This is a genomic window from Kosakonia sp. YIM B13571, assembly GCF_042788095.1.
Lineage (GTDB): Bacteria > Pseudomonadota > Gammaproteobacteria > Enterobacterales > Enterobacteriaceae > Kosakonia > Kosakonia quasisacchari.
Genome location: NZ_JBHZPL010000002.1, coordinates 296,734 through 318,248, shown reverse-complemented (window position 1 = coordinate 318,248; position 21,515 = coordinate 296,734). Strand labels below are relative to the sequence as shown.

The 21,515-nt window shown below is 54.9% G+C and carries 18 protein-coding genes; 6 read left to right on the top strand and 12 right to left on the bottom strand.

The features are described from left to right. Positions 1 to 124 precede the first annotated feature (124 nt). The 4 genes from nifB to ACFX4O_RS06620 all read left to right on the top strand — a co-directional run bounded on the left by nifB (position 125) and on the right by ACFX4O_RS06620 (position 5,297). Entirely contained in the window at positions 125 to 1,519 is a 1,395-nt protein-coding gene (gene nifB / locus ACFX4O_RS06635; protein WP_380207816.1) for a nitrogenase cofactor biosynthesis protein NifB, read from the top strand. After that, the gene (locus ACFX4O_RS06630; protein ID WP_131411185.1) at positions 1,519 to 2,028 is read left to right on the top strand and encodes a nitrogen fixation protein NifQ; all 510 of its coding nucleotides are present in this window, start codon (positions 1,519 to 1,521) and stop codon (positions 2,026 to 2,028) included. The genes nifB and ACFX4O_RS06630 overlap by 1 nt, the downstream gene beginning before the upstream one ends. A 206-nt stretch (positions 2,029 to 2,234) precedes the next feature. Further along, positions 2,235 to 3,473, top strand: coding sequence for an EAL and HDOD domain-containing protein (locus ACFX4O_RS06625; protein WP_380207815.1), 1,239 nt, complete (start codon positions 2,235 to 2,237; stop codon positions 3,471 to 3,473). A gap of 258 nt (positions 3,474 to 3,731) precedes the next feature. Next, positions 3,732 to 5,297 (top strand): methyl-accepting chemotaxis protein, encoded by a 1,566-nt coding sequence (locus tag ACFX4O_RS06620; protein WP_131411189.1) that lies wholly within the window; start codon positions 3,732 to 3,734, stop codon positions 5,295 to 5,297. Positions 5,298 to 5,344: 47 nt separating this feature from the next. On the opposite strand, the gene ACFX4O_RS06615 is transcribed toward ACFX4O_RS06620, so the two are convergent. Then, positions 5,345 to 6,760 (bottom strand): aldehyde dehydrogenase family protein, encoded by a 1,416-nt coding sequence (locus tag ACFX4O_RS06615; RefSeq protein ID WP_380208037.1) that lies wholly within the window; start codon positions 6,758 to 6,760, stop codon positions 5,345 to 5,347. A 99-nt stretch (positions 6,761 to 6,859) separates the two neighbouring features. On the opposite strand from ACFX4O_RS06615, the gene ACFX4O_RS06610 reads away from it, so the two are divergent. Further along, positions 6,860 to 7,750, top strand: a complete 891-nt coding sequence (locus tag ACFX4O_RS06610) for a LysR family transcriptional regulator (RefSeq protein ID WP_380207814.1) — start codon at positions 6,860 to 6,862, stop codon at positions 7,748 to 7,750. Here ACFX4O_RS06610 and ACFX4O_RS06605 read toward each other — a convergent pair whose 3' ends face one another. Next, entirely contained in the window at positions 7,751 to 8,230 is a 480-nt protein-coding gene (locus ACFX4O_RS06605; RefSeq protein ID WP_017456727.1) for a carboxymuconolactone decarboxylase family protein, read from the bottom strand. Between the two features lie 92 nt (positions 8,231 to 8,322). Between ACFX4O_RS06605 and ACFX4O_RS06600 the strand changes: the two genes are divergently transcribed. After that, a complete protein-coding gene (locus tag ACFX4O_RS06600; RefSeq protein WP_380207813.1) occupies positions 8,323 to 9,741 on the top strand; it encodes a PLP-dependent aminotransferase family protein in 1,419 nt (472 codons plus the stop codon). Between the two features lie 165 nt (positions 9,742 to 9,906). Here ACFX4O_RS06600 and ACFX4O_RS06595 read toward each other — a convergent pair whose 3' ends face one another. The 10 genes from ACFX4O_RS06595 to sad all read right to left on the bottom strand — a co-directional run bounded on the left by ACFX4O_RS06595 (position 9,907) and on the right by sad (position 21,486). After that, the gene (locus ACFX4O_RS06595; protein ID WP_380207812.1) at positions 9,907 to 10,821 is read right to left on the bottom strand and encodes a bestrophin family protein; all 915 of its coding nucleotides are present in this window, start codon (positions 10,819 to 10,821) and stop codon (positions 9,907 to 9,909) included. Between the two features lie 294 nt (positions 10,822 to 11,115). Next, entirely contained in the window at positions 11,116 to 12,567 is a 1,452-nt protein-coding gene (locus tag ACFX4O_RS06590) for a tagaturonate reductase (protein ID WP_131411197.1), read from the bottom strand. A gap of 116 nt (positions 12,568 to 12,683) precedes the next feature. Next, on the bottom strand, positions 12,684 to 13,208 hold the full coding sequence (locus ACFX4O_RS06585) for a GNAT family N-acetyltransferase (protein WP_131411199.1): 525 nt from the start codon (positions 13,206 to 13,208) through the stop codon (positions 12,684 to 12,686). A gap of 79 nt (positions 13,209 to 13,287) precedes the next feature. Next, positions 13,288 to 14,256, bottom strand: a complete 969-nt coding sequence (locus tag ACFX4O_RS06580) for a sensor domain-containing diguanylate cyclase (protein WP_380207811.1) — start codon at positions 14,254 to 14,256, stop codon at positions 13,288 to 13,290. 102 nt (positions 14,257 to 14,358) lie between these two features. After that, on the bottom strand, positions 14,359 to 15,351 hold the full coding sequence (locus ACFX4O_RS06575) for a diguanylate cyclase (protein WP_380208035.1): 993 nt from the start codon (positions 15,349 to 15,351) through the stop codon (positions 14,359 to 14,361). 190 nt (positions 15,352 to 15,541) lie between these two features. Beyond that, positions 15,542 to 16,984 (bottom strand): diguanylate cyclase domain-containing protein, encoded by a 1,443-nt coding sequence (locus ACFX4O_RS06570; RefSeq protein ID WP_380207810.1) that lies wholly within the window; start codon positions 16,982 to 16,984, stop codon positions 15,542 to 15,544. A 72-nt stretch (positions 16,985 to 17,056) separates the two neighbouring features. Next, entirely contained in the window at positions 17,057 to 17,419 is a 363-nt protein-coding gene (locus ACFX4O_RS06565; protein ID WP_380207809.1) for a DUF4186 domain-containing protein, read from the bottom strand. After that, the gene (gene glsB / locus ACFX4O_RS06560; protein WP_380207808.1) at positions 17,419 to 18,345 is read right to left on the bottom strand and encodes a glutaminase B; all 927 of its coding nucleotides are present in this window, start codon (positions 18,343 to 18,345) and stop codon (positions 17,419 to 17,421) included. The genes ACFX4O_RS06565 and glsB overlap by 1 nt, the downstream gene beginning before the upstream one ends. A 62-nt stretch (positions 18,346 to 18,407) precedes the next feature. Continuing rightward, positions 18,408 to 19,997 (bottom strand): methyl-accepting chemotaxis protein, encoded by a 1,590-nt coding sequence (locus ACFX4O_RS06555; RefSeq protein WP_380207807.1) that lies wholly within the window; start codon positions 19,995 to 19,997, stop codon positions 18,408 to 18,410. 100 nt (positions 19,998 to 20,097) lie between these two features. Further along, positions 20,098 to 21,486, bottom strand: a complete 1,389-nt coding sequence (gene sad / locus ACFX4O_RS06550; RefSeq protein ID WP_380207806.1) for a succinate-semialdehyde dehydrogenase — start codon at positions 21,484 to 21,486, stop codon at positions 20,098 to 20,100. Between the last annotated feature and the right edge of the window lie 29 nt (positions 21,487 to 21,515).

Sequence of the window (21,515 nt, the reverse complement as noted above, 5' to 3'; positions counted from 1 at the left end):
ATTGTCAGCCAAATGCCACAAAACCGACAACACCACAAAATAAATAGTCATATTTTTTAATAGGTTATAATCGGAACGGGATTTGCACCACCGAAGGATAATTCCGTAAACGGAGGTACCTTCTATGATGTCCTGCTCATCCGCCGCTGGCGGTTCCCGCTGCCAGGCAACGCCGGCTGAACCGCTTTCTGATGCCGTTGCCGGTAAAGTGGCTCTGCACCCCTGCTACTCAAAAAGCGGTCATCACCGCTTTGCGCGAATGCATTTACCGGTGGCGCCTGCCTGTAACCTGCAATGTAACTACTGCAATCGCAAATTCGATTGCAGTAACGAATCCCGGCCTGGCGTTTCATCGTCACTCTTAACCCCCGAACAGGCGGTCGCGAAAGTACGGCAAGTTGCGACGGCTATTCCGCAACTCTCCGTCGTTGGTATTGCAGGGCCTGGCGACCCACTGGCGAATATCGGACGGACATTCACCACGCTGGAACTGGTGCGTGAACAGCTCCCGGATATGAAATTGTGCCTCTCAACCAACGGATTGATGCTGCCAGACGCCGTTGAACGGCTGGTCAATATCGGCGTCGATCACGTTACGGTGACCATCAATACGCTCGATCCGGAGATCGCCGCGCGGATCTACGCCTGGCTGTGGCTGGAGGGCGAACGTTATAGCGGGCGCGAAGCGGGTGAAATATTGATAGCCCGTCAACTGGAGGGCGTTCGTCGCCTGACGGCGCAAGGCGTGCTGGTGAAAATCAACTCGGTACTGATCCCCGGTATTAACGACTTCGCGCTGGCCGATGTCAGCCGCGAACTGCGCGGGGCTGGCGCGTTTATTCACAACATTATGCCGCTGATAGCCCGCCCGGAGCACGGCACGGTTTTTGGGCTTAACGGCCAGGCGGAACCCGATGCAGAGATGGTAGCGCGCGTGCGCGAAACCTGTGGTGAAGTGATGCCACAAATGACGCACTGCCAGCAGTGCCGCGCGGATGCCATCGGCATGCTCGGCGAAGATCGCAGCCAGCAGTTTGCACTGGCACCCGTAGAATCGGCCCCGCAGCCGTGGCTACCGACCCTGTTTCGCCGCGCGCAGCTTCACGCCAGCATCGTCACCAAAGGCGAATCCGAGGACACGGAGGCCTGTCTGGTAGCGGTAGCCTCGACGCATGGCGAGCTGATCGACTGCCATTTTGGCCATGCGGACCGCTTTCGTATTTACAGTTTATCGGCTGCGGGCGCCGTGTTGGTCAATGAACGTTTCACACCGAAATATTGCAAGGGTTCAGATAACTGTGAGCCGCAGGAAAGCGATGCGCGGATGGACGCCGTGCTCGACTTATTGGCCGATGTGAAAGCCGTCTTCTGCGCCCGAATCGGCTACGAGCCCTGGCAAAAACTGCAATCGCGTGGCATTCAGCCCTGCGTTGATGACGCCTGGCAACCCATCGCTTCTTCGCTGCTACGCTGGTGGCAAACTGCGCCAACAGAGGGGCAAAACAAGGGGGTAGCATAATGCGCGTTGATGACTGGCTACGGCGCTTGCTGTGGCTTTATCTGCACGGTGAAGGTTGCTACCCGGAAAGAATGGGTTTAAGCGTGAGCGACTGGGAAAACTTGCAGGCACGTTTCGCGCCCCCTGCGCCAGACATGCCTGCGGACTGCCGTTTGCGACAAAAACTCATGAGTGAACTCAACGCCACGCGTACCGCAGAGCGCGCCGAACTTGCCCTGTGGCTGGAGTGCCATATGTCGGCAGATGCCGCACCGATGCAGCACATTATTGCCAGTGCATCACTGGCTTTTAACCACCTGTGGCAGGATCTGGGGCTCAGCTCGCGTGCCGAGCTCAGAGAGCTAATGAGTGATTGCTTCGCCCCCCTTGTTGAGATGAACAGCAACAATATGCGCTGGAAAAAGTTTTTCTACCGCCAACGTTGTCTGCATAGCGAAGGCGAAGTGGTGTGCCGCTCGCCGAGTTGTGACGCTTGCTACGAACGCCCGCTCTGTTTTGAACCCTCCTAAGGAAAAAAGCCTGATACACCGGTCATCAGGCTTTAATACCGCGCCAAAGTCCCTGCTGCCTGGGCACTTCCCGCTTTGCTGGCCTACGCTTTAACAATAAAAGTCAAATATTTTGCCGCAGTCACACGGTTCCGGTAGCCAGGGTGTTAATGTTGCTTATATATTTGGAAAACTTATACAAAAGTACACGGTGTACGAGGTGGCGAATGTATTCTTTTGTGGCCAGACAGGCGATTTTTGATAACCAATTAAACACCGTCGGTTACGAACTTCTCTTTCGGAACAGCATGGATAACCGCTTCCCCGACATCTCTGCGGAACAGGCCACCACACAGTTAATCGAAGAGCAGTTTCTCAGTGCGCCGGTGGGCCGTAAGAGCGACAACAGTACTGTTTACGTCAATTTTCCCTACCAGTTGCTGGTTGAAGGCCTGGCAGAAACGCTGCCGATAAATCGCGTGGTGATTGAAATTCTGGAAAACGCCGAGCCGGATATTAAACTGCTGGAAACCGTCAAACGTATGCACACGCTGGGTTTTCGCATTGCGCTGGATGATTTCGCACCCGGAAACCAATGGGAAGCCTTTATGCCTTATGTCAATGTGATTAAATTTGACATAAGGAGAAGTCAGCACGAAGAAATTAGCGATTATATCCGCGCTAATCGGGACTTATTGCGCCATACGGTTTTTCTCGCCGAAAAAGTGGAAACCTATGAAGAATTTGAGTCTTTTAAAAAGTTAGGCTTTCATCTTTTTCAGGGTTATTTTTTCAGCAAGCCGGTGGTCACCAGAAGAAATAAACTGGCGCAGAATCGTGCGTTTGCCATGAAGCTGATGCAGGAAGTTAACGTCGAATCGCCCAATTTAAACAAAATAGAAGATTTGCTGAAACGCGATGTTTCACTCTCTTTTAAAATTATGCGTTATGCGCAAAACATTTTATATAACACGCGCGGCATTAGCGGTTTTCGCAATCAATCACTACGTGACATCGTTGTCTACCTTGGTATCAGCGAAATGCGGCGTTTTGTGCTGGTGGCGTGTCTGACCTCTTTCGAAGAAGTCACCAACACCGAAATCTATTACCTGAGCCTGATCCGCGCTAAGTTCTGCGAACTGGCGGCGGCGCGCACTTCGCCCAATAACATCTCTAATGACGCCTTTATGGCGGGCCTCTTCTCGCTGCTGGATGTGATCCTCGGGCTGCCACTGGAAGAGCTGATGGCGCAGATCGCCGTCTCGCCGGAAGTAGCCAAAGCGCTTGAGGCCAACAGCGGGGAACTCTACCCCTATGTGCGACTGGCGCGCCTGTATGAGCAGCGGATGTGGGATGAAGCCAGCGACGTGGCGCATGAAATCGGCTTACCCAATTCGGCGATTTCAGAACTGATGAACCAGGCAGCAAAATGGGCTGATGAACTGCCGATTACTATTTCCCATTAATTTTTTCTGCGCACTGAACACCGTGCGCAGAAAATAAACCCCAGCACAAAGATACCATTTGAAACAATATTTCACTTAACATAAGTATAATTCACCCACGTTTTTAACAACCATCCTTCCCTTAATCTAAATTAAAAATCTGATGTGTGCTATTGCACAAAAATCATAACAATATGTGATTGAGATCAGATAAATAGATCAATTTTTCCTAAAATATTGCCGTTATTAATATTACCTTTCTTTACTTAGTTGTGGATTATGAAAAAAATAGCGCAGGCCACCGTATTAACCAAACTGCTCATCGGCTTCTCCATCTTGATTGTGATGATGTTGTTGCTGGGCGTTGTTTCTATTTATCAACTTAACAACACCAATAAGAATATTGAACAGTTCCGCGAAAGCAGAACGCCTGGCGTTCGCTATACCCTTGAAATGCGTGGCGTATTAGCCGAAATGCGCTTGCAACAAGTGCAGTATATTTCCTCGACCACGCCTGCGTCGCTGGATCAACACCGCGGCGAATTGCTGCAAAACCAGGCAACCTTTCTTAACGCCCAGCAGCAGTACGCAAAAATCTCTGCCAATGAACCACCAGAGATGCGCGCCCTGTTCACTACCGTGGTGGATAACTTTAAAAACTTTGTTGATGTTAACGCCAAAGTGATCGATGCCATGAATCGCGGCGATGCCGCAGAAGCAGCCAAAATCAGCGGCGCGGTATCCGCGAAATATCGTACCCAGTTGATGAAAGATCTGGCGACGCTGGTGGATATGGAAGTCGCGATTGGTGATAAAGCCGGGGAAGATTCTCAGGCAGGTTATCACCAGGCGCTCTATCTGTTGAGCGGCTTACTGCTGCTGGCGCTGATTGCCACCGGTATTATTGCGCTGTTTATCTCGCGTAATTTGTCGCGCCAGCTTGGCGGCGAACCGGCCTATGCGATGTCGATTATGAAGGCGGTTGCTGACGGTAAACTGGGCACACAAGTCGCGCTGCGCGAAGGCGACAGCGAAAGCCTGCTGGCAACCATCCATTTAATGAACAGTAAACTGGCAGAAATCATCACCGGTATTATTGACGGCAGCGAATCGATTTCCCACGCCGCAGGCGAAATCGCCGAAGGCAACAACGATTTGTCGCAGCGTACCGAAGAACAAGCGGCATCGCTGGTGCAAACGTCGTCGAACATGCAGCAAATCACCGAAAACGTGAAGAGTAATGCGGAAAACGCCCGCAAAGCGAGCGATCTGGCGCGCCAGACGTCACAAACGGCGGTGAAAGGCGGTAAAGAGGTGCATGACATGCTGAAACGCATGCATGAAATCTCTGACAGTTCGCAGAAAATTGTCGACATTATTTCGGTGATTGAAGGCATCGCCTTCCAGACCAACATTCTGGCGCTGAACGCGGCGGTTGAAGCCGCGCGTGCTGGTGAACAGGGCAAAGGTTTCGCCGTGGTGGCCGGTGAAGTGCGCAACCTGGCGCAAAAAAGTGCCGATGCGGCGAAAGAGATCAAGCAGTTGATTGAAGGCACCGTAGAGAAGATCACTGACGGTTCCCGCTACGCCGATACCGCCAGCCGCGCGATGGAAGAGATTGTGACCTCGGTAAACAAAGTAACGGATATTGTTGCTGAGATCTCTGCCGCCTCTACCGAGCAACATCAGGGGATCAAAGAGATTAGCGTTGCTATCGATCAGATGGACCAGGTGACCCAGCAGAACGCCACGCTGGTAGAACAAGCGGCGGTTGCCGCACAGTCGATGACCGAACAGAGCGAAATGCTGCGCGACTCCGTGCGCTTCTTCCAACTGGCGCGTTAATCGCACCCCGTGCCACCCGGCATTATTGGGTGGCACGGCATTTCTTGCTACATGACGATGCTTTTCGGTTCCATAAACGCCGCCAATCCCCAACGCCCCATTTCCCGCCCGATACCTGAATGTTTAAACCCGCCAAATGGCGCGGCAGCCTCATGCGCCAGCGTATTCACTAACACCCGTCCAGCGGTGATTTGCCCGGCAACGCGGTGTGCGCGTGCGGGATCGCGACCCAGCACCAGCGCGCTCAAGCCATAATCGGTGTCGTTGGCGATAGCGATCGCCTCGGCTTCATCCTGATAGGCGATCACCGATAACACCGGGCCAAATATTTCCTCCTGAGCGATGCGCATGGTGTTTTGCACATTGCTAAAAAGCGTTGGTCGCACCGACCAACCTCGCTCTTCACCTGCTGCGCGCCCTTCTCCGCCCGCTAACAGACGCGCCCCTTCCTGCTGTCCAAGGCGAATGTAAGATTGCACGCGCTGCCACTGTTTTTCACTGACCATCGGGCCCACTTCCGTTGCTGGATCGCGCGGATCGCCCGATTTCACCGCCGTTACCGCTTGCGCTAGTGCGGCTTCGCACTCGGCTTTGCGTGACACCGGCACCAGAATGCGCGTGCCCGCGATACACGCCTGGCCGCTGTTCATAAACCCGGCCTGGATCGCCAGCGGCACCGCGTCAGCCAAATCAGCGTCCTCCAGGATTATGGTCGGCGACTTGCCGCCTAACTCCAGCGTCACGCGCTTAAACGTATCTGCCGCATTACGCAAAATGGCTTTGCCGGTGGCCGTCGAGCCGGTAAAAGAGATTTTCGCCACATCCGGATGACGGCTGAGCACCTCGCCAACCACCTCGCCGCGCCCGGTAACGATATTGAAAACGCCCGGTGGCAACTGCGCCTGGTGCAGCGCGTGAGTGACGATTTGGGTTTGCAACGCACTCATCTCGCTCGGTTTCACCACCGCCGTGCAGCCTGTGGCGAGCGCTGCCGCCAGTTTGCCGCAGATAAACCCGGCATTGCTGTTCCACGGCGTGATCAATCCGGCGACGCCGAGTGGTGTCATCACGACGCGCGCCTGACCCACCACGGATTCGAACTCAAACGCTTTCAGCGCGTTGATCGCCTCGTCGATAACCGATACCGGATAACCCGCCATCCAGTTGGCGCGCGATGCCGGTGCGCCGTACTCCTGCACAATCGCCTGCAACAACGCGGGCTGGCAGGCGGCCAGCGCATCGCGCATACGCATTAGCGCGGCAATTCGCTCATCGCGACTGGTTTGCGACCAGGCCGGAAACGCCGCTTTCGCCGCAGCGATCGCCTTTAGCGCATCGGCTTCATTGGCGAGCCGCACCTGGCCTGTTACTTCCCCGGTTGCCGGGTTAAACAGGTCGAAACGCTCCGTCCCCTGCGGCGTCACCCATTCGCCATTTATTGAGATCTGTTCAATCGCATGCATAACCACCTCCTCTTCACAGTAGAGCCAGTGTGGCACGCCTTTATCGCGCTGATAATCCACGCTATGCTGCAAAGGTTGTTGCGAAATTCGGGATAATCTATGCATCGTTCAGGTTTGATTGAGCTGGAAGTGGTGATGGCGGTCATGCGCCGGGGCAGTTTTCGCGCCGCCGCGCAAGAGCTAGGAATGTCGCCCACGGCGGTGAGTAACGCGATTGCCGGGCTGGAAAGTCGCCTGGCGATTCGGCTGTTTCACCGTACTACCCGCAGCGTGGCGCTGACCGAAGCCGGACAGCGGTTTGTTGCCCGCGTTGGCCCGGCACTGCGCGAGATCCAGCACGCTCACGAGGAGATTCACAGCGTGCCGGATGAACCTTCCGGCACGCTGCGTCTGAATGTTCCGCAAGCTGTCGGGCAACTGTTCCTTGATGATCTGCTGGTGCGCTTTCTGGCGCGCTACCCGCAGATGCGCATGGAAGTCGCCTCCGAAGCGAAGATGATCGACATTGTCGCTGAAGGCTACGATGCCGGGATCCGCCTGGCAGAGTCGATTCCGCAGGATATGATTGCCGTGCCGCTCACGCCGGATATCCGCATGCGCGTGGTGGCGACGCCGGAGTGGTTTGCCGCGCACGACACGCCGCAGACGCCAGACGATTTACGCCAGCACCAGGGCATTTGTATGCGCATGTCCAGTGGCGGAAATTACCGCTGGGAGCTGTCGCGCGACGGTGAGCGTCTGTCGGTTGCCGTTCCGCCACGGCTGTCGACCACCGATCTGTTTACCTCGATTGCCGCCGTGCGCGCGGGGCTGGGCGTGGGCTTTCTACCGGGGTTTTACATTGAAGAGGATTTGCGTACCGGGAGGCTGGTCAGCGTGCTGGATGAGTGGACACAGCCGTTTAAAGGGCTGTGTTTGTACTACCCCGGACACCGCCACATCCCTGTGGGGTTGCAGGCGTTTATTGCCTTTATCCGGGAGTCGCGTTAATTACTCGAGGTGCGCGCGATCGAGACCGTAGGCTTTATCCAGCGCACCCGGTAAGGTTTGCGACAGCACCATCAGGCGGTTCCAGCTATTAATGATGGCAATGGAAAACGCCAGCTCGGAGAGTTCCACTTCGCTGAAATGTTCCCGCGCCTCACGGTACAGCTCATCAGGCACGCCATGCGCGTCGAGTTTGGTCAGCGCTTCACACAGCGCCAGCGCGGCTTTCTCTTTGGCGGTAAACAGCGGCGATTCACGCCAGATAGCCACATGGTAAATGCGCAGTTCGCGCTCACCGTGCAGTTTCGCCTGCTTAACATGCATATCCAGGCAGAATGCGCAGCCGTTGAGCTGCGAGGCACGGATATCGACCAGATTTTTAATACCAATATCCAGGCTGCTGGCGTGCGACGCCTGGCTGGCATCGCCGAGGGTTTTAATTAATGCCGGAACGGTCTGGAACAGATTTACGCGATTGCTCATCGTCTTTAGCCTCGTTTATGGATTCAACAGCCGCTATAGTACGCGCTTATGCCATAGTAAAAAGATGCAAAAACCGTAAATAGAGGTAGGACATGAAGCCGGGTTACAAAGCTATTTATGAGCAGTATCGGCGCAGCATTGCCAGCGGGTTACTGAAGCCGGGTGATAAAGTCCCTTCGGTGCGCGTGCTGGCCAGTGAATTAGGCGTGGCGCGAAAAACCGTGGAGACTGCCTGGGCGATTCTGGTCGGCGAAGGTTATCTGGTAAGCCATGGCGCGCGCGGCACGCGGGTTAACCCGGATTTAGTGCTGAGCGAACCGTCTGCGTCGGACATGGCGCCTCAGACGTTAGACGAACCACCGCGGATTGCGGATGTACTGCGCGATCACCCCGGTTTTCTGCGACCGGGTATCCCTTCGCTGGATGCCTTCCCCTACAAAAAGTGGCTGCTGTTGTGCGGCAAAGCGGTACGTTCTATGTCGCCGCTGGAAATGACCAACCCGCCACTGCTGGGTTACACGCCGCTTCGTGAAGCGATTGCCCATTATGTGAATGTGTCGCGCGGCTTGTCCTGCACGGCGGATCAGATTTTTATCACCAGTGGCTATAGCAACAACCTGCGTCTGATCCTCAATGCGCTGACTACGGTGCGCGATAAAGTGCTGTTTGAAGATCCCGGTTACTACTTTGGCACCCAGGCACTGAAACGCGCCGCCAATAATCTGCACTTTGTGCCGGTGGACCACAACGGCTTAAATGTCGACTATTTGCAGCAATACCACCGCGATGCTCAGTTGGTTTTTGTGACACCGTCACATCATAGCCCGCTGGCTGTCACCCTTTCTCTGCCGCGCAAACAACAATTATTGGCATGGGCCAGCCAGCATAATAGCTGGATCATCGAAGATGATTACGACGGCGAGTTCCACTACACCCGCAAAGTACTTCCGTCTCTGAAAAGCCTTGATACTGATGATCGGGTTATCTATATGGGCACCTTCAGCAAGACGGTGATGCCAGCGTTGCGTATTAGCTATATTGTTATGCCGCGCGCGACACTTGTCGCGTTTCGTGAAACGGCAGAACTCACCGAAAGCGGTCAGCCAGTGCTGACGCAGAAAATCCTCGCGGCGTTTCTCGGCGAAGGTCACTTTTATAAGCACTTAAAAAAGATGCGCACACTCTATTCGCAGCGCAGAAAGTATGTGCTGGACGCACTGGAGCACGTTTATCCGGGGCTTTTTACCGTCGAAGTGAGCGATGGCGGGATGCATATCACCGCGTTTTTACGCACCAGTACGCAGGATATAGAGGTGGCGAACATCTGGCAGCGGCACCAGTTGCAGGTTAGCCCGCTCTCTCGCTGGTACAACACACCCGCCAAACGCTACGGTTTGATTATCGGTTATACCAATGTACGTTCGCAGGAAGAGGCGCTGGCGCTATTGCAGCGCCCGGCTGAGGAAACACGGGCGCTGCTAGCGGCCAATAATGTTAAGGCAAGCTACTGACGAAGGAGAGATCCCACGCCGTGGCGAGAAGCGAGAAGCTGACCAGCAGGGTCAACGCTAAAGAGATAGTTCTGTCGGACTTTTCCATCGCACGTCCCTCTCTGTTGTGGGTTTCGCTATCAGACTGAAAAAATCGTAAAGATGGATCACTCTCCAGAACAAAGTTTAGGTGAGTTGGTAATTTTTGCCTGGTGTCATTTTGTGCGGAAGCACATCGGCATCCACCATTTGCAGTAAATCAATTTCGATGGCGTTGCTGATAGCGTCCAGCGGCAGATCGTTATCCTCTTCACCAAACGGGTCTTCCAGCTCTTCTGCCAGCGTATCCAGCGAAATAAAAGTGTAGGAAATCAGCACCGAGATAAACGGGGTCATAAAGTGCAAATCTACCACCAGCGCGAACGGGAGCATGATGCAAAACAGGTACACGGTGCGATGCAGGATTAACGAATAGGCAAACGGCAGCGGCGTGGTGAAAATGCGCTCGCAGCCGGAGAGCACGGCGGACATATCGTGCAACCGCTGGCTGATGCTGCTAAATAAAACATCCGAAAGCGCGCCCTGTGCCCGGCGCTCACCTAACCATTCGCCCATTAACAACAAAATGCGGTTGGCCGGTGAATGCGCGTTCAGCACGTTATGCAGATCGTTTGGCGTCAGGTATTTCGCCAGCACGTCGCCCTGTGGCTTGCGTCGCAACGTCATGCGCAGAGAGTGGGCAAAGGCGATTTGCAGCTGAATAAAGTGTCGTAACCCTTCGTCGTTTGGCAGCGTGGTTTTCACTTCACGCAGCAGTGACCGCGAGGCAATCATCAATTGTCCCCATAACACCCTTGCTTCGCTGTAGCGGGCAAAACAGGCATTGTTACGGAAACCTAAAAAGATAGCGATAGCCACGCCGAGAATGCTGAACGGCGCAACGGTCAGCTTAATTCCCAGCGAGGTGTACCACGGCAACATCAAGATCACGGCGATGGAGAGCAGGAAATTCATCAGCAAACGCGACGTGATTTTTGGCAGTACGGAACCGTGCCAGACGAAAAGACGGGGAAGCCAGTGTTGTTGAGGTCGAACGATCATCTTGAATTGTGTGCATTAGGGAGAGCGGCCCTATTAAACGTGATCGCAATCACGGTTGCAAGTTTGATAACAAATTGTGACGGATAATCACTCTGCCCGACGATGGCTGGCGCAGAGGTTGCTGAAACCTGTTATACAACTATTTAAAGGTATGTTGTAACTAATCAAAGACAAGTACAGCATTCACGTTGTTACTGGCTTAACCTGTTAACAGTTATTCCACTCACCGTTCGGATTCATAAAAAGAAAAAACCCGGCCGAAGCCGGGTTAGACATTCACTTAGCAACGTGCAATTAGCACAGCGGTTTAACTGCATCGCGCATGCCGCGCAGCAGGATAGCGTCCAGATCCAGCGAAACCTGTTCAACCAAACCAGAAACTTTGCTCAGATCCTGCTCCCAGTGATCGCTTACGGACAGCACCGCTTTTACCAGTTCGCTGGTGCTGATCTGGCGATCGCCGTGCTGGCTCCACAGCTGCTGATAACGTTCAATCCAGTGCGCGTCGTCCTGCACCGGATACGCCTGCCCGTTACGCTCACCGCGATAGAACGCAATCAACGCCGCCAGCGCAAAAGTCAGGCGCGCCGGCAGTTTGCCGTGGACTTTTTGCCCTGCCAGCAACTGCGGCAGAATACGGGTGCGGAATTTGGTCATGCCGTTCAGGGCAATCGAAAGCAATTGGTGTTTGATATACGGGTTACGGAAACGCCCGGTCACCGCACTGGCGAAAGATTCCAGCTCATCGCGCGGCAGATCCAGCACTGGGATAATCTCTTCGTAAATCGCTTTTTCCACAAACGCGCAAATTTCGCTGTCGTTCATGGCTTCGCCCACAGTATCCAGACCCGCCTGATACGCCACTGGCACCAGTGCAGTGTGCGCGCCGTTGAGGATTGCCACCTTGCGCTCTTTATACGGTTTAATATCGTCAACAATCAGCACGTTAAGCGGGAATTTATCCAGACGCAGCTCAGACGCCAGCGATTTCGGCCCCTGAATAACAAACAGGTAGAAATGTTCAGCGGTATCAAGGAACGAATCCTGGTAGCCCAGCTCCGCTTCCAGTTTCGCCACTTCATCACGCGGGTAACCGGTAACGATCCGGTCAACCAGCGTGGAACAAAACGCGTTGGCAGTATCCAGCCACTGGGTAAACGCGGCACCCAGCGCCCACTCCTGCGCATAACGCAGCACCAGCTCGCGCAGCGCGTCGCCGTTATAGTCAATCAGCTCACAGGGAATGATCACCCAACCTTTGTCCGCCGCCCCCGAAAAGTGTGTGAAACGTTCGAACAGCAGGCGTGTCAGTTTTGCCGGGTAGCTAACGGCCGGGGCATCTGCAAATTTATCGCCCGCGTGGTAGCTAATACCCGCTTCCGTGGTGTTTGAAAAGACAAAGCGGATATCCGGGTTATGGGCAAGTTTCAGGAACTCGTCGTACTGCGAATAGACGCTGATTTCACGGTTCACAGAGCGGATCAGGCGCGCGTCGCTCACCGCTTCGCCCTGCTCGTTCAGACCGCGAATAATCGTGGTATACAGGCCATCCTGAGTGCTCAGGGACGGCGGGAAATCACTTTGAATCGGGCGAACAACCACCACACCGGCGTTAAGGTCGGTGTGCTCATTCAGCAGATCGATTTGCCAGTCGACAAAAGCGCGCAAAAAATTCCCTTCGCCGAACTGAATAATACGTTCAGGGTATTCAGCGCCGGGAAAGTTGCGACGGTTTAATGTGTTCACAGTGGGTTCCTTTTTTGATTAGTCATACAACCTGGGAAGATTGGTGTAATAACTTACCAGACTTTTAGACCATGAAACCCTGTTTTGATCAAAATGGGATGTCTTATTGGCGGGAATTATACGAACTTGTAAAAAATTGTCGTCGCCGTCACATTTCCGTCTGGCATCAGCGCGAAGCGTGGGATCTCACCCACACGTTGCCAGCCGCATTGCTGGTAGAACTGTTCCGCCCCGCTGCCGGTGGAGGTATCCAGCACCAGCACGGTTTTGCCGTGCGCCAGCGCTTCGTTTTCCAGCGCATCCATCAGGCGGCGCGCCAGCCCCTGACGACGGGCTTTTTCATGCACCAGTAATTTTGACACATCGGCGCGATGCGGCTGATTTTCAGGTTGTTCGAGCACCACTTGCACGGTGCCGACAATCTCCCCGGCATCATCTTGCGCCACCAGCACAATGCGTTCCCCGCGCGCTGCACTTGCGGCGACGCCAGACCAGAATTGCAGGGATTTCTCACGCGAAAGTGGATGCATAAAACTGACGGAAGCACCGCCGGAAACACAGTTTTCCAGCACGTCACAAAGGGAATGAATATGTGATGCAAGCGCTTCGCCCGCCAGAGAATGGATATGATAAGTGGTCATTTTTGTTCCTTAAAAATGACCACTATCAGCTTTACAACTTATTAACACAAGTCCATCAAACATAGGTTTTTATGATGGATCAGCGGCCGCGATGGTTGCGCTCTTTCATGGCATACATCTGTTGATCTGCCGCCTTCATCCACGGCTTCAGTTCACCGCAGCCATCATGATCAAACTCGCTAATCCCCCACGAGAACGCCAACTTCCACGGCTTACCGGAGCTCTGATTCCATGCGTCAACCTGTTCGACCAGATGCTGCATTGCAATCCATGCACCCTGCTCATCGGTATCGGAAAAGAGAATCGCGAATTCATCGCCGCCGTAGCGCACCCGCAGATCCGCTTCGCGCAGGCTGGCGCTCATCACTGACGCCATCGCTTTCAGCGCTTCGTCGCCCTCGGCATGGCCCCAAGTGTCGTTAATCTCTTTAAAATTGTCGAGATCGATCCACGCCAGCGTTAATGGTTCCGCGCGACGACGCGATCCCACAATGGCAAACTTCGCCAGACTTTCAAAACCGCGGCGGTTAAATAAACTGGTCAGTTCGTCCGTAGTGGCCGCGCTCATCACCGCGAACTCATCTTCAACGATCATGGCAAAATCTTTCAGGTAGTCCCGTTCTGCGTCCGTGAACTGCCGCGCGGTGCTATCCACCAGGCAGAATGCGCCAACCACCGCGCCGTCCGGCAAACGTAAGGGATACCCCGCATAGAAGCGGATATCCATCTCGCCGGTCACCAGCGGATTATCAGCAAAGCGATCATCGCCGTGGGTATCCGGAATGATCAACGGTTCGGTATGCAAGATGGTGTGACCACAAAACGTGATCTTCCGCGGGAGCGGTTCACGCACGGTACCCGAAGTAGATTTAAAGAAAAGCATCTCTTCATCGACCAGCGTTATTAGCGCCGCGCGAACATCGAACATGCGCTTAGCCAGCCGGGTAAGCCGGTCAAGACGCTCGGTGACACCCGTTTCCAGAAGCCCGGAGTCGCGCAGCGACGCCAGTCGTTGTTCCTCATCTGCGGGAATAGCAGGTATTTTCATAAGGGGCCGTTTCCATTCTCAGGCTGTTAATGCGCAACACAATAAAAAGTGTCGTTAATTTCACGGCATACAGCATAAAGCGTAGCTTATTCAGCACGTTTGTCAGTGTGAGTAGATCTGGTTTTTTCCCAGCCGCTTTGCCTGGTAAAGCGCGTCGTCGGCGGCTTTTAACCAGTCGGTAACACTGTGCATTTCCGGTAGCGCACTGGCGATACCGATGCTCAACGTACATTTGAACGCATGCTCCTGCATCACTGTCATTACCGCAGCCGCATCCATGATCCGGGTTGCCACCGCATACGCTTCTTCTGCAGGCGTATCGGGCAATAAAATCACAAATTCATCGCCACCGAGGCGCGCGGGCGTGTCCGTTGTGCGGGTGGCAATATGCAAAATTTTCGACACGGTGACCAACAGCATATCGCCAATTTTATGGCCAAAGCGGTCATTCACCTCTTTAAAATTATCAATATCGATAAACATCAACGAAGAGTGGCGCGGCGTCACGTGCAGTTTTTCCAGCTCGTACTGAATCCGTTTTTCCAGCAAGCGGCGATTGGCGATATCAAGCAACGGGTCCATCATCGCGATACGCTCAAGTTCGCGGCTTTTTATCCGCAACCTGACGGCAATGCTGTCCGTGAGTACGCTGAGTGCCAGGATATAGATCCCAATCAGCGGCAACGTGGCGAACATCGTTCGCTGTGTCACCTGCAATTCCAGCGGCATGCCAACTGCCAGCCAACTGAGCAAGAACGCCGCAAGCATGGCCAGCGCCGCTTTACGCATCAATACAAACCCGCCCGCCGATAAGCGGTCAGAGAGTAAAATAGTGGCGATCACCACTGAAGGCAGCGGGTTGACCGCCATCAGCGCAATCCAGAATCCGCCCGCGCCGGCGTCAAAGACCAGGTGTTGATGTTCAATTTGCAGCGGCATCTTCGCGTTGCGCGCGCGTAAAAACGCGATGGTAGGCCATAAAAACGCATTGGCACACAGCAACACTACGCTCCACACGGGGCGATGCAGTTCAAGAAGGACGGAAAGAATGGGGAAAAAGCAGAGTAGCGTTCCCAGAATACGCATCAGATACATTCGCCTGGCAAAACGTCTGCCAGGGATCCGCTCGTTTTTATTCAAATTATCTGATCCGCTCATAACGCGATGATTCCGCTACGTATACGCAATAATAGTATTGACGATAAAAATTAGTAGCAAGCAATTTAATAAGTTATCGATATTAATTGCCGCTATCGTCATCATCAGGTGCGAGACGCGCGAGGAATTATCCGCCGATAGCGCTTCCCGCCTTTTCCAGCGCGTTGTGTTCACCGTCCGTCGTACAGTTACGCCCGCGCTTTTTCGAGCAATAGAGATTTTCATCCGCCAGCGCCAACAGCGCGTTGAACGTTGTCGTTAATTGCCCGGCCTCGGCTTTCCCATGGCTGATACCAATGCTGACCGTTAAATGCAGCGTTTGCTGCCGCCATTTGAAGGGGTACAGCGCCACTGTTTCGCGCAACGTTTCCGCCAGATGTTTACCTTCACTGGCGTCTTGTGTTGCCACGACCACAGCGAACTCCTCGCCGCCCATGCGGGCGAGCACGCCGCGCTCGCCCAGCGCCTGCTGCACTTTTCGCGCAAAGGCGGTCAGCACACCGTCGCCACATTCGTGACCGTAGCTGTCATTGACACTTTTGAAGTAATCAATATCCAGCAACATCACCGTGATGTGTTTGTCGGCAAAGCGTTTTGCGTCGCGGTTTAACGACTCATACAAACCCGAGCGCGAATAAACGCGGGTAAGGAAATCGAAATCGGCGCGCAGGGAAACCTGGCGCATCAGGCGATTTATCGCCTCAACGCTGACCGAGACAATCACCGGGCAAATCGCCATGGTGGCAATCCCCAGGCGCGCGGAGAACATATGTGGTATCTCCAGCGGCGAACTGACGAAAATATTGATATAGCCACTGGCGACAAGGATTATCTCCAGCCCACCGGTCAGCAGCGTCACCAGGCAAGTCAACGGCAGCGAGTAACGCACAGCACACCAGATCAGCGCCGGGAGCGGAAATGCCAGGCTGCCTGCGCCGCCAATCGCGACCGACGCCACAATCGATACGCCGACGGCGAGCACCGGCATTAAATTGCGCATCTCCACATTAAGCGGTTTACGCGGCCAGCTCATGGTCAGCATACAGGGCAGGATCAGCACGCCTGTTGAGAACTGCTCGCCAAACCAGTCGGCCAGCAGCAGGCCAAACCCCTGACCATTGATCCCCACGGAGCCAAGTGCGCCAAAAAACGCGCACAGCAGCGCGGCAAGCAGACAGTAACCAAAGAGTTTCAGCGCGTTAACCGGCTCCGGCGCTTTGGTCATCTGGTTGCGTTCAAGCCCGATAAGCTGCGCCATGGTGATGATAAACACCATATTGGAGAAATTGATAATCAGCGACGCCAGGCCCCAGGAGGTGGTGATGGCGTCATACGCCAGCATGGCAACATAGCTAATCAGGTAGTAATGCCAACGCTGCAACCAGGCATAACGTGCGAAAACACCGGCCATCACCGCATTGAGCGGCCAGAAGAGGGAAAGTTCTTCCACCAGGCGCATCATCGCACCCAGCAAATAAAACAGCGTTGTCAGGATAAACACCATGGCCGCATTACAGTACGGCGTCTCTTCCCGAAAAAGACGGAAAGGGGATGAAAAAAATGCACGCATCAAATCTCAATCCATATCACTAACGTTGCTATCGTCCCGCAGCACCAGCGGTGCAGGCTTACCCGACGCTTTTCAGCGCGGCGCATTCATCTGTATGACCAGCCACTGGTAAATCACCTCAACAATGTAGTGTTGTTGCGATTCCGTTAGCGCCTGACCATGCGGGATGTTGTGCCACTTTTCCAGACATCCACGGCAGCAGGTGGCCGTGGCATGCTGAGCGATAAACACCGGGTGCCCGCGCATTGGCGTCTGTTTACCATCATTTTGTGGCAGTGCTGGCGCAAGGCGTTTTGCGACAAAATCCGCGGCGTGGGAAGCAATTACCTCAGCACCTTTATCCAGGCAGTACTGGCGTTCTTTCACCCCGAGGCGAAAGCGCGAACGGAATGTTGACCGTCCCAGCCGGGCAAACAACGGCGCGAAATCATTCATCAATACACTGATCTCCCCAACTTGCGCGTTAAGGCTTCCAGTACCGCGACACCGGCCAGTGAGTTGCCCGCCTCATCCAGCTCCGGGCTCCAGACCGCAATCGCCATCTCATGCGGCACAATCGCCACAATGCCACCGCCGACCCCGGATTTCGCCGGTAACCCGACGCGCCAGGCAAACTCTCCGGCGTTCTGGTACATGCCACTGGTCGCCATCAGGGCGTTAATCTGCCGCGCCTGCATCGGCGTCACCACCGGCGTCGCCTGCTGTGCGCTATGCCCGCCATCGGCGAGAAATAAAAAGGTGCGCGACAATTCGGCACAGCTCATTTTGAGTGCGCAATAGTGGAAGTAGTTCTGTAACACGGTGGCGACATCGTTATGAAAATTACCGAAGGACTTCATCAACCAGGCGATGGCCATGTTGCGGGCGGAGTGCTCGAATTCAGAACGCGCCACCAGGCTGTCGTAAGCGATATCCGGCGCAGCGCAGAGTTTGCGCACAATTTCCAGCATGCGCTGGCGCGGCGCGCTAAGGCGGCTTTGCAGCATATCGCACACCACCAGCGCCCCGGCGTTGATAAAGGGATTACGCGGCTTGCCCTGCTCAATTTCCAGCTGTAACAACGAGTTAAACGGCTGACCGGAGGGATCTTTGCCCACCCGCAGCCAGATCTCCTCTTCCGCGTAGTGGTTCATCGCCACCACCAGACTCAACACTTTGGAAATTGACTGAATAGAGAAACGCTCGTCGGCATCGCCCGCCTGGAAGTGTTCGCCCCGCACAGTGCTGATGGCAATGCCCAACTTGTTGCCGCTCACCGACGCCAGCGCCGGAATGTAATCCGCAACCTTGCCGCGCCCCAACAGCGGGCGTACTTCAGCGAGCACCGCTTCCAGTACGCCGTTATCCATCACCGTTGCCACTCTGACTCCTTGCCCACAGGCCAAAAATGGCCTGCGAGTATAACAGAGGCGAATGAATTGCGTCAGGCAGGAAGTCGAAAACGCGCAACCGCTTGCATCAACTGATGGGAATCGTTGTGCAGCTTTTCGGAGGCTTCGGTTGCGGTCGAGACCAGTTCGCCAGTGCGGCGGGCAACATTGTTGAGTGAGTGCAGGCGGCGCGTCATTTTGTGAATGCTGTCGCCCTGGCTGAGCGTGGCGGCAGAAATTTCACTCAGGACGCCGCTTAAATGCCCGACCAGCCCGGTCACTTGCTGCAGGTTATCTTCGAGGCGGCTCACCGCGTGAGTGCCGTCATTGATACCCTGCAATGAGTGGTTGATCAATTGCTGAATGGTTTGCGTGGAGTGGCTGCTCTTGCGCGCCAGCAACCCCACTTCTTTCGCCACCACTGCGAAACCGCGACCGTGGTTGCCCGCATGCGCCGCTTCAATCGCCGCGTTCAGCGCCAGAATATTAGTCTGGAAAGCGACGCCATCAATCATCGCCACAATGTTGCGCATCTCCGCCGAGCGCTCGACAATCTCGCGCATCGATTGATTCACCGTATCCATCATTCGATCGCCACCGGCGGCTACTTCCCGCGCCTCATCGGCCTGTTTACGTGCCTGCTCGGCAAAGCCGGTATTGCCTTCGACATGCGATTCCAGCGTGGCGATATGTTCGGTCACATCCGTTAGCTCTTGCGCCTGTTTCGCTGACTGCTGATACAGCGACTGGTTACCCTCAGCCAGGCTACGAATGGTACTGACCATCGACGAAGTGGCGTCGCTGACCTGCATCACCAGTTGCTGCAACCCCTGCTGCATGGTACCAATGCTGAGGCCGAGCTGGTCAATTTCACGGTTAAAACGTTTAACAGGTGGTAATGGCGTGCCCAGATCGCCTGCCGCCAGAATATTGATATGCGCTATCAAGTTGCGCAGCGGCGTAATCACCCAGCGCGACATGGCAAACCAGACCAGCACCGCAATCACCACCAGCAGCGCAGGCACCAGCACAAACACATGCTGCAATTGCGCAAGGTTATTCATCAACGCCTGGCGTCCCTGTTCGGCGCGCGCTTCGCTGGTCTGCTGGAAACGGGCATAGTTGTCATTGAAATCCGCCTGAAACGCCTGCGCAGGCACGGCAAAGAAAGCGTCAATAGACTGAGTTTTCACCAGCCCGTCGGCCTGCTCTTTCAGCGCACCGTAAAAGAGCTGATAGCTGTTGATCAGCGCGTCGTCTTTAGGTGGGTTGAGCGCCAGCCATGCTTGCCAGGCTTTTTGCGAGGTCTCCAGCGCTTTGTGGGTTTCATCCATCAGGCTGTGCCAGCTCCCTTCCGAGCCGGTCTCTTTATCCTGCATAAAATAGACGCCTGCCCGGTTGAGCAGATCGCTTGCGGTCAGGAGCGCAATGCGCGCTTCATCGACCCGCACCTGTTGCAGGTGCGTTTGTTGGTTGAGTTGTTCATTATGCTGTGCGCTGCGTAGCGACGCGGAAAGGACAAACGAGGAGGCGATTTGCAGCGCTGAAAATAACCCGATGATGCAGAAAATCCCGGCGAGCAAACCAAACTGTCGTGGAGAAATACGCCGCAAAATACGGCGGGAAATTTGCTTTAAGTTCATGATATTCTTCTATAACCACAAAGTTGCCGTGAGTCTACAAAAGGATCATGACAGGTCCATGACAGCCAGCAGTGACGCGCCCCGCCGGGGCGCGTTTGGCTTACAGACGATCTTTCCACACCGTCTGGATATTGCAAAACTCATGCAGGCCGAAGTGCGAAAGCTCGCGGCCAAAACCACTCTTTTTCACGCCGCCAAAGGCCACACGGGCATCGCTGGCGCTGTAGCCGTTGATAAACACGCCTCCGCACTCAAGATGTTCGGCAAAATGCTGCGCCTGCGCAGGATCGGCGGTAAAGACGGTGGCGGACAAGCCGAAATCACTGTTGTTCGCCATCTCCAGCGCATGCTGTGCATCGCGGGCCGTCGCGATCGCCGCGACCGGGCCAAACAACTCCTGGCGAAACGCGGTCATGGCGGGTGTAACACCGCTCAGCACGGTGGCCGGGTAGTAATTCCCTTCGCCCGCCGTTTTCTCACCGCCCAGCAGTAGCGTTGCGCCCTCTTTGATGCTGGCTTCGACCTGCGCATGCAGTTCATCGCGCAGATCAAAGCGCGCCATTGGCCCCAGGTAGTTCTCTTCCACGTCCGGCGCACCCTGTTTTAACGCGGCGGCGGCAGCAACAAATTTCTCCGTAAAGGCCTGCGCAATGCCCTCTTCAACGATAAACCGTTTCGCAGCGGCGCAAACCTGCCCGGTATTCTGGTAACGTCCTGCCACAGCGGCTTTGACCGCCAGTTCAAGATCCGCATCATTGAGCACAATAAAAGGATCAGAACCGCCCAGCTCCAGAACACATTTTTTCAGCGCCGCCCCGGCCTGCGCGCCAATAGCCGCTCCGGCACGCACGCTGCCGGTCACGGTAATGGCGGCAATGCGCGGATCGTTAATCGCCTGACTCACACCGTCGTTGGTGGCGTTCACCCAACCAAAAACGCCTTGCGGCATCCCGGCTTCGGCGAAAATCTCGCCCATCAACGCCGCGCAACCCAGCACGTTTGGCGCATGTTTTAGCAAATAGCTGTTGCCCGCCAGTAGGATCGGCACTGCACCGCGCAGCACCTGCCACAGCGGGAAGTTCCACGGCATCACCGCCAGAATCGGCCCCAGCGGGCGGTATTCAATGGTGGCACGCTGCTGCTCAACCTGCGTTGGCTCACTGCCCAGCATTGCCGGGCCGTGTTCTGCGTACCAGTCACAGAGCGCGGCAGATTTGTTCACTTCCGCACGGGCCTGCAAAATCGGTTTGCCCATCTCCAGGCGGATCATCTGCGCCATCTCTTCGCCGCGCTTACGCAAAGCTTCGCCGAGGTGACGTAATTTTTCCGCGCGTTCGGTAACCGGCAACAGCCGCCACTGGCGGTAACCGCTGGCCGCCAGTTCAATTGCCGTATCAACCTCTTCATGGCTGGCCCACGGCGTTGCACGCAGGGTTTCTCCGGTTGCCGGGTTGATGGAAAGCGCGTGCGTCGTTGAGGAAATAGGCATACATACTCCGCTAAATAGGTTCAGGACTT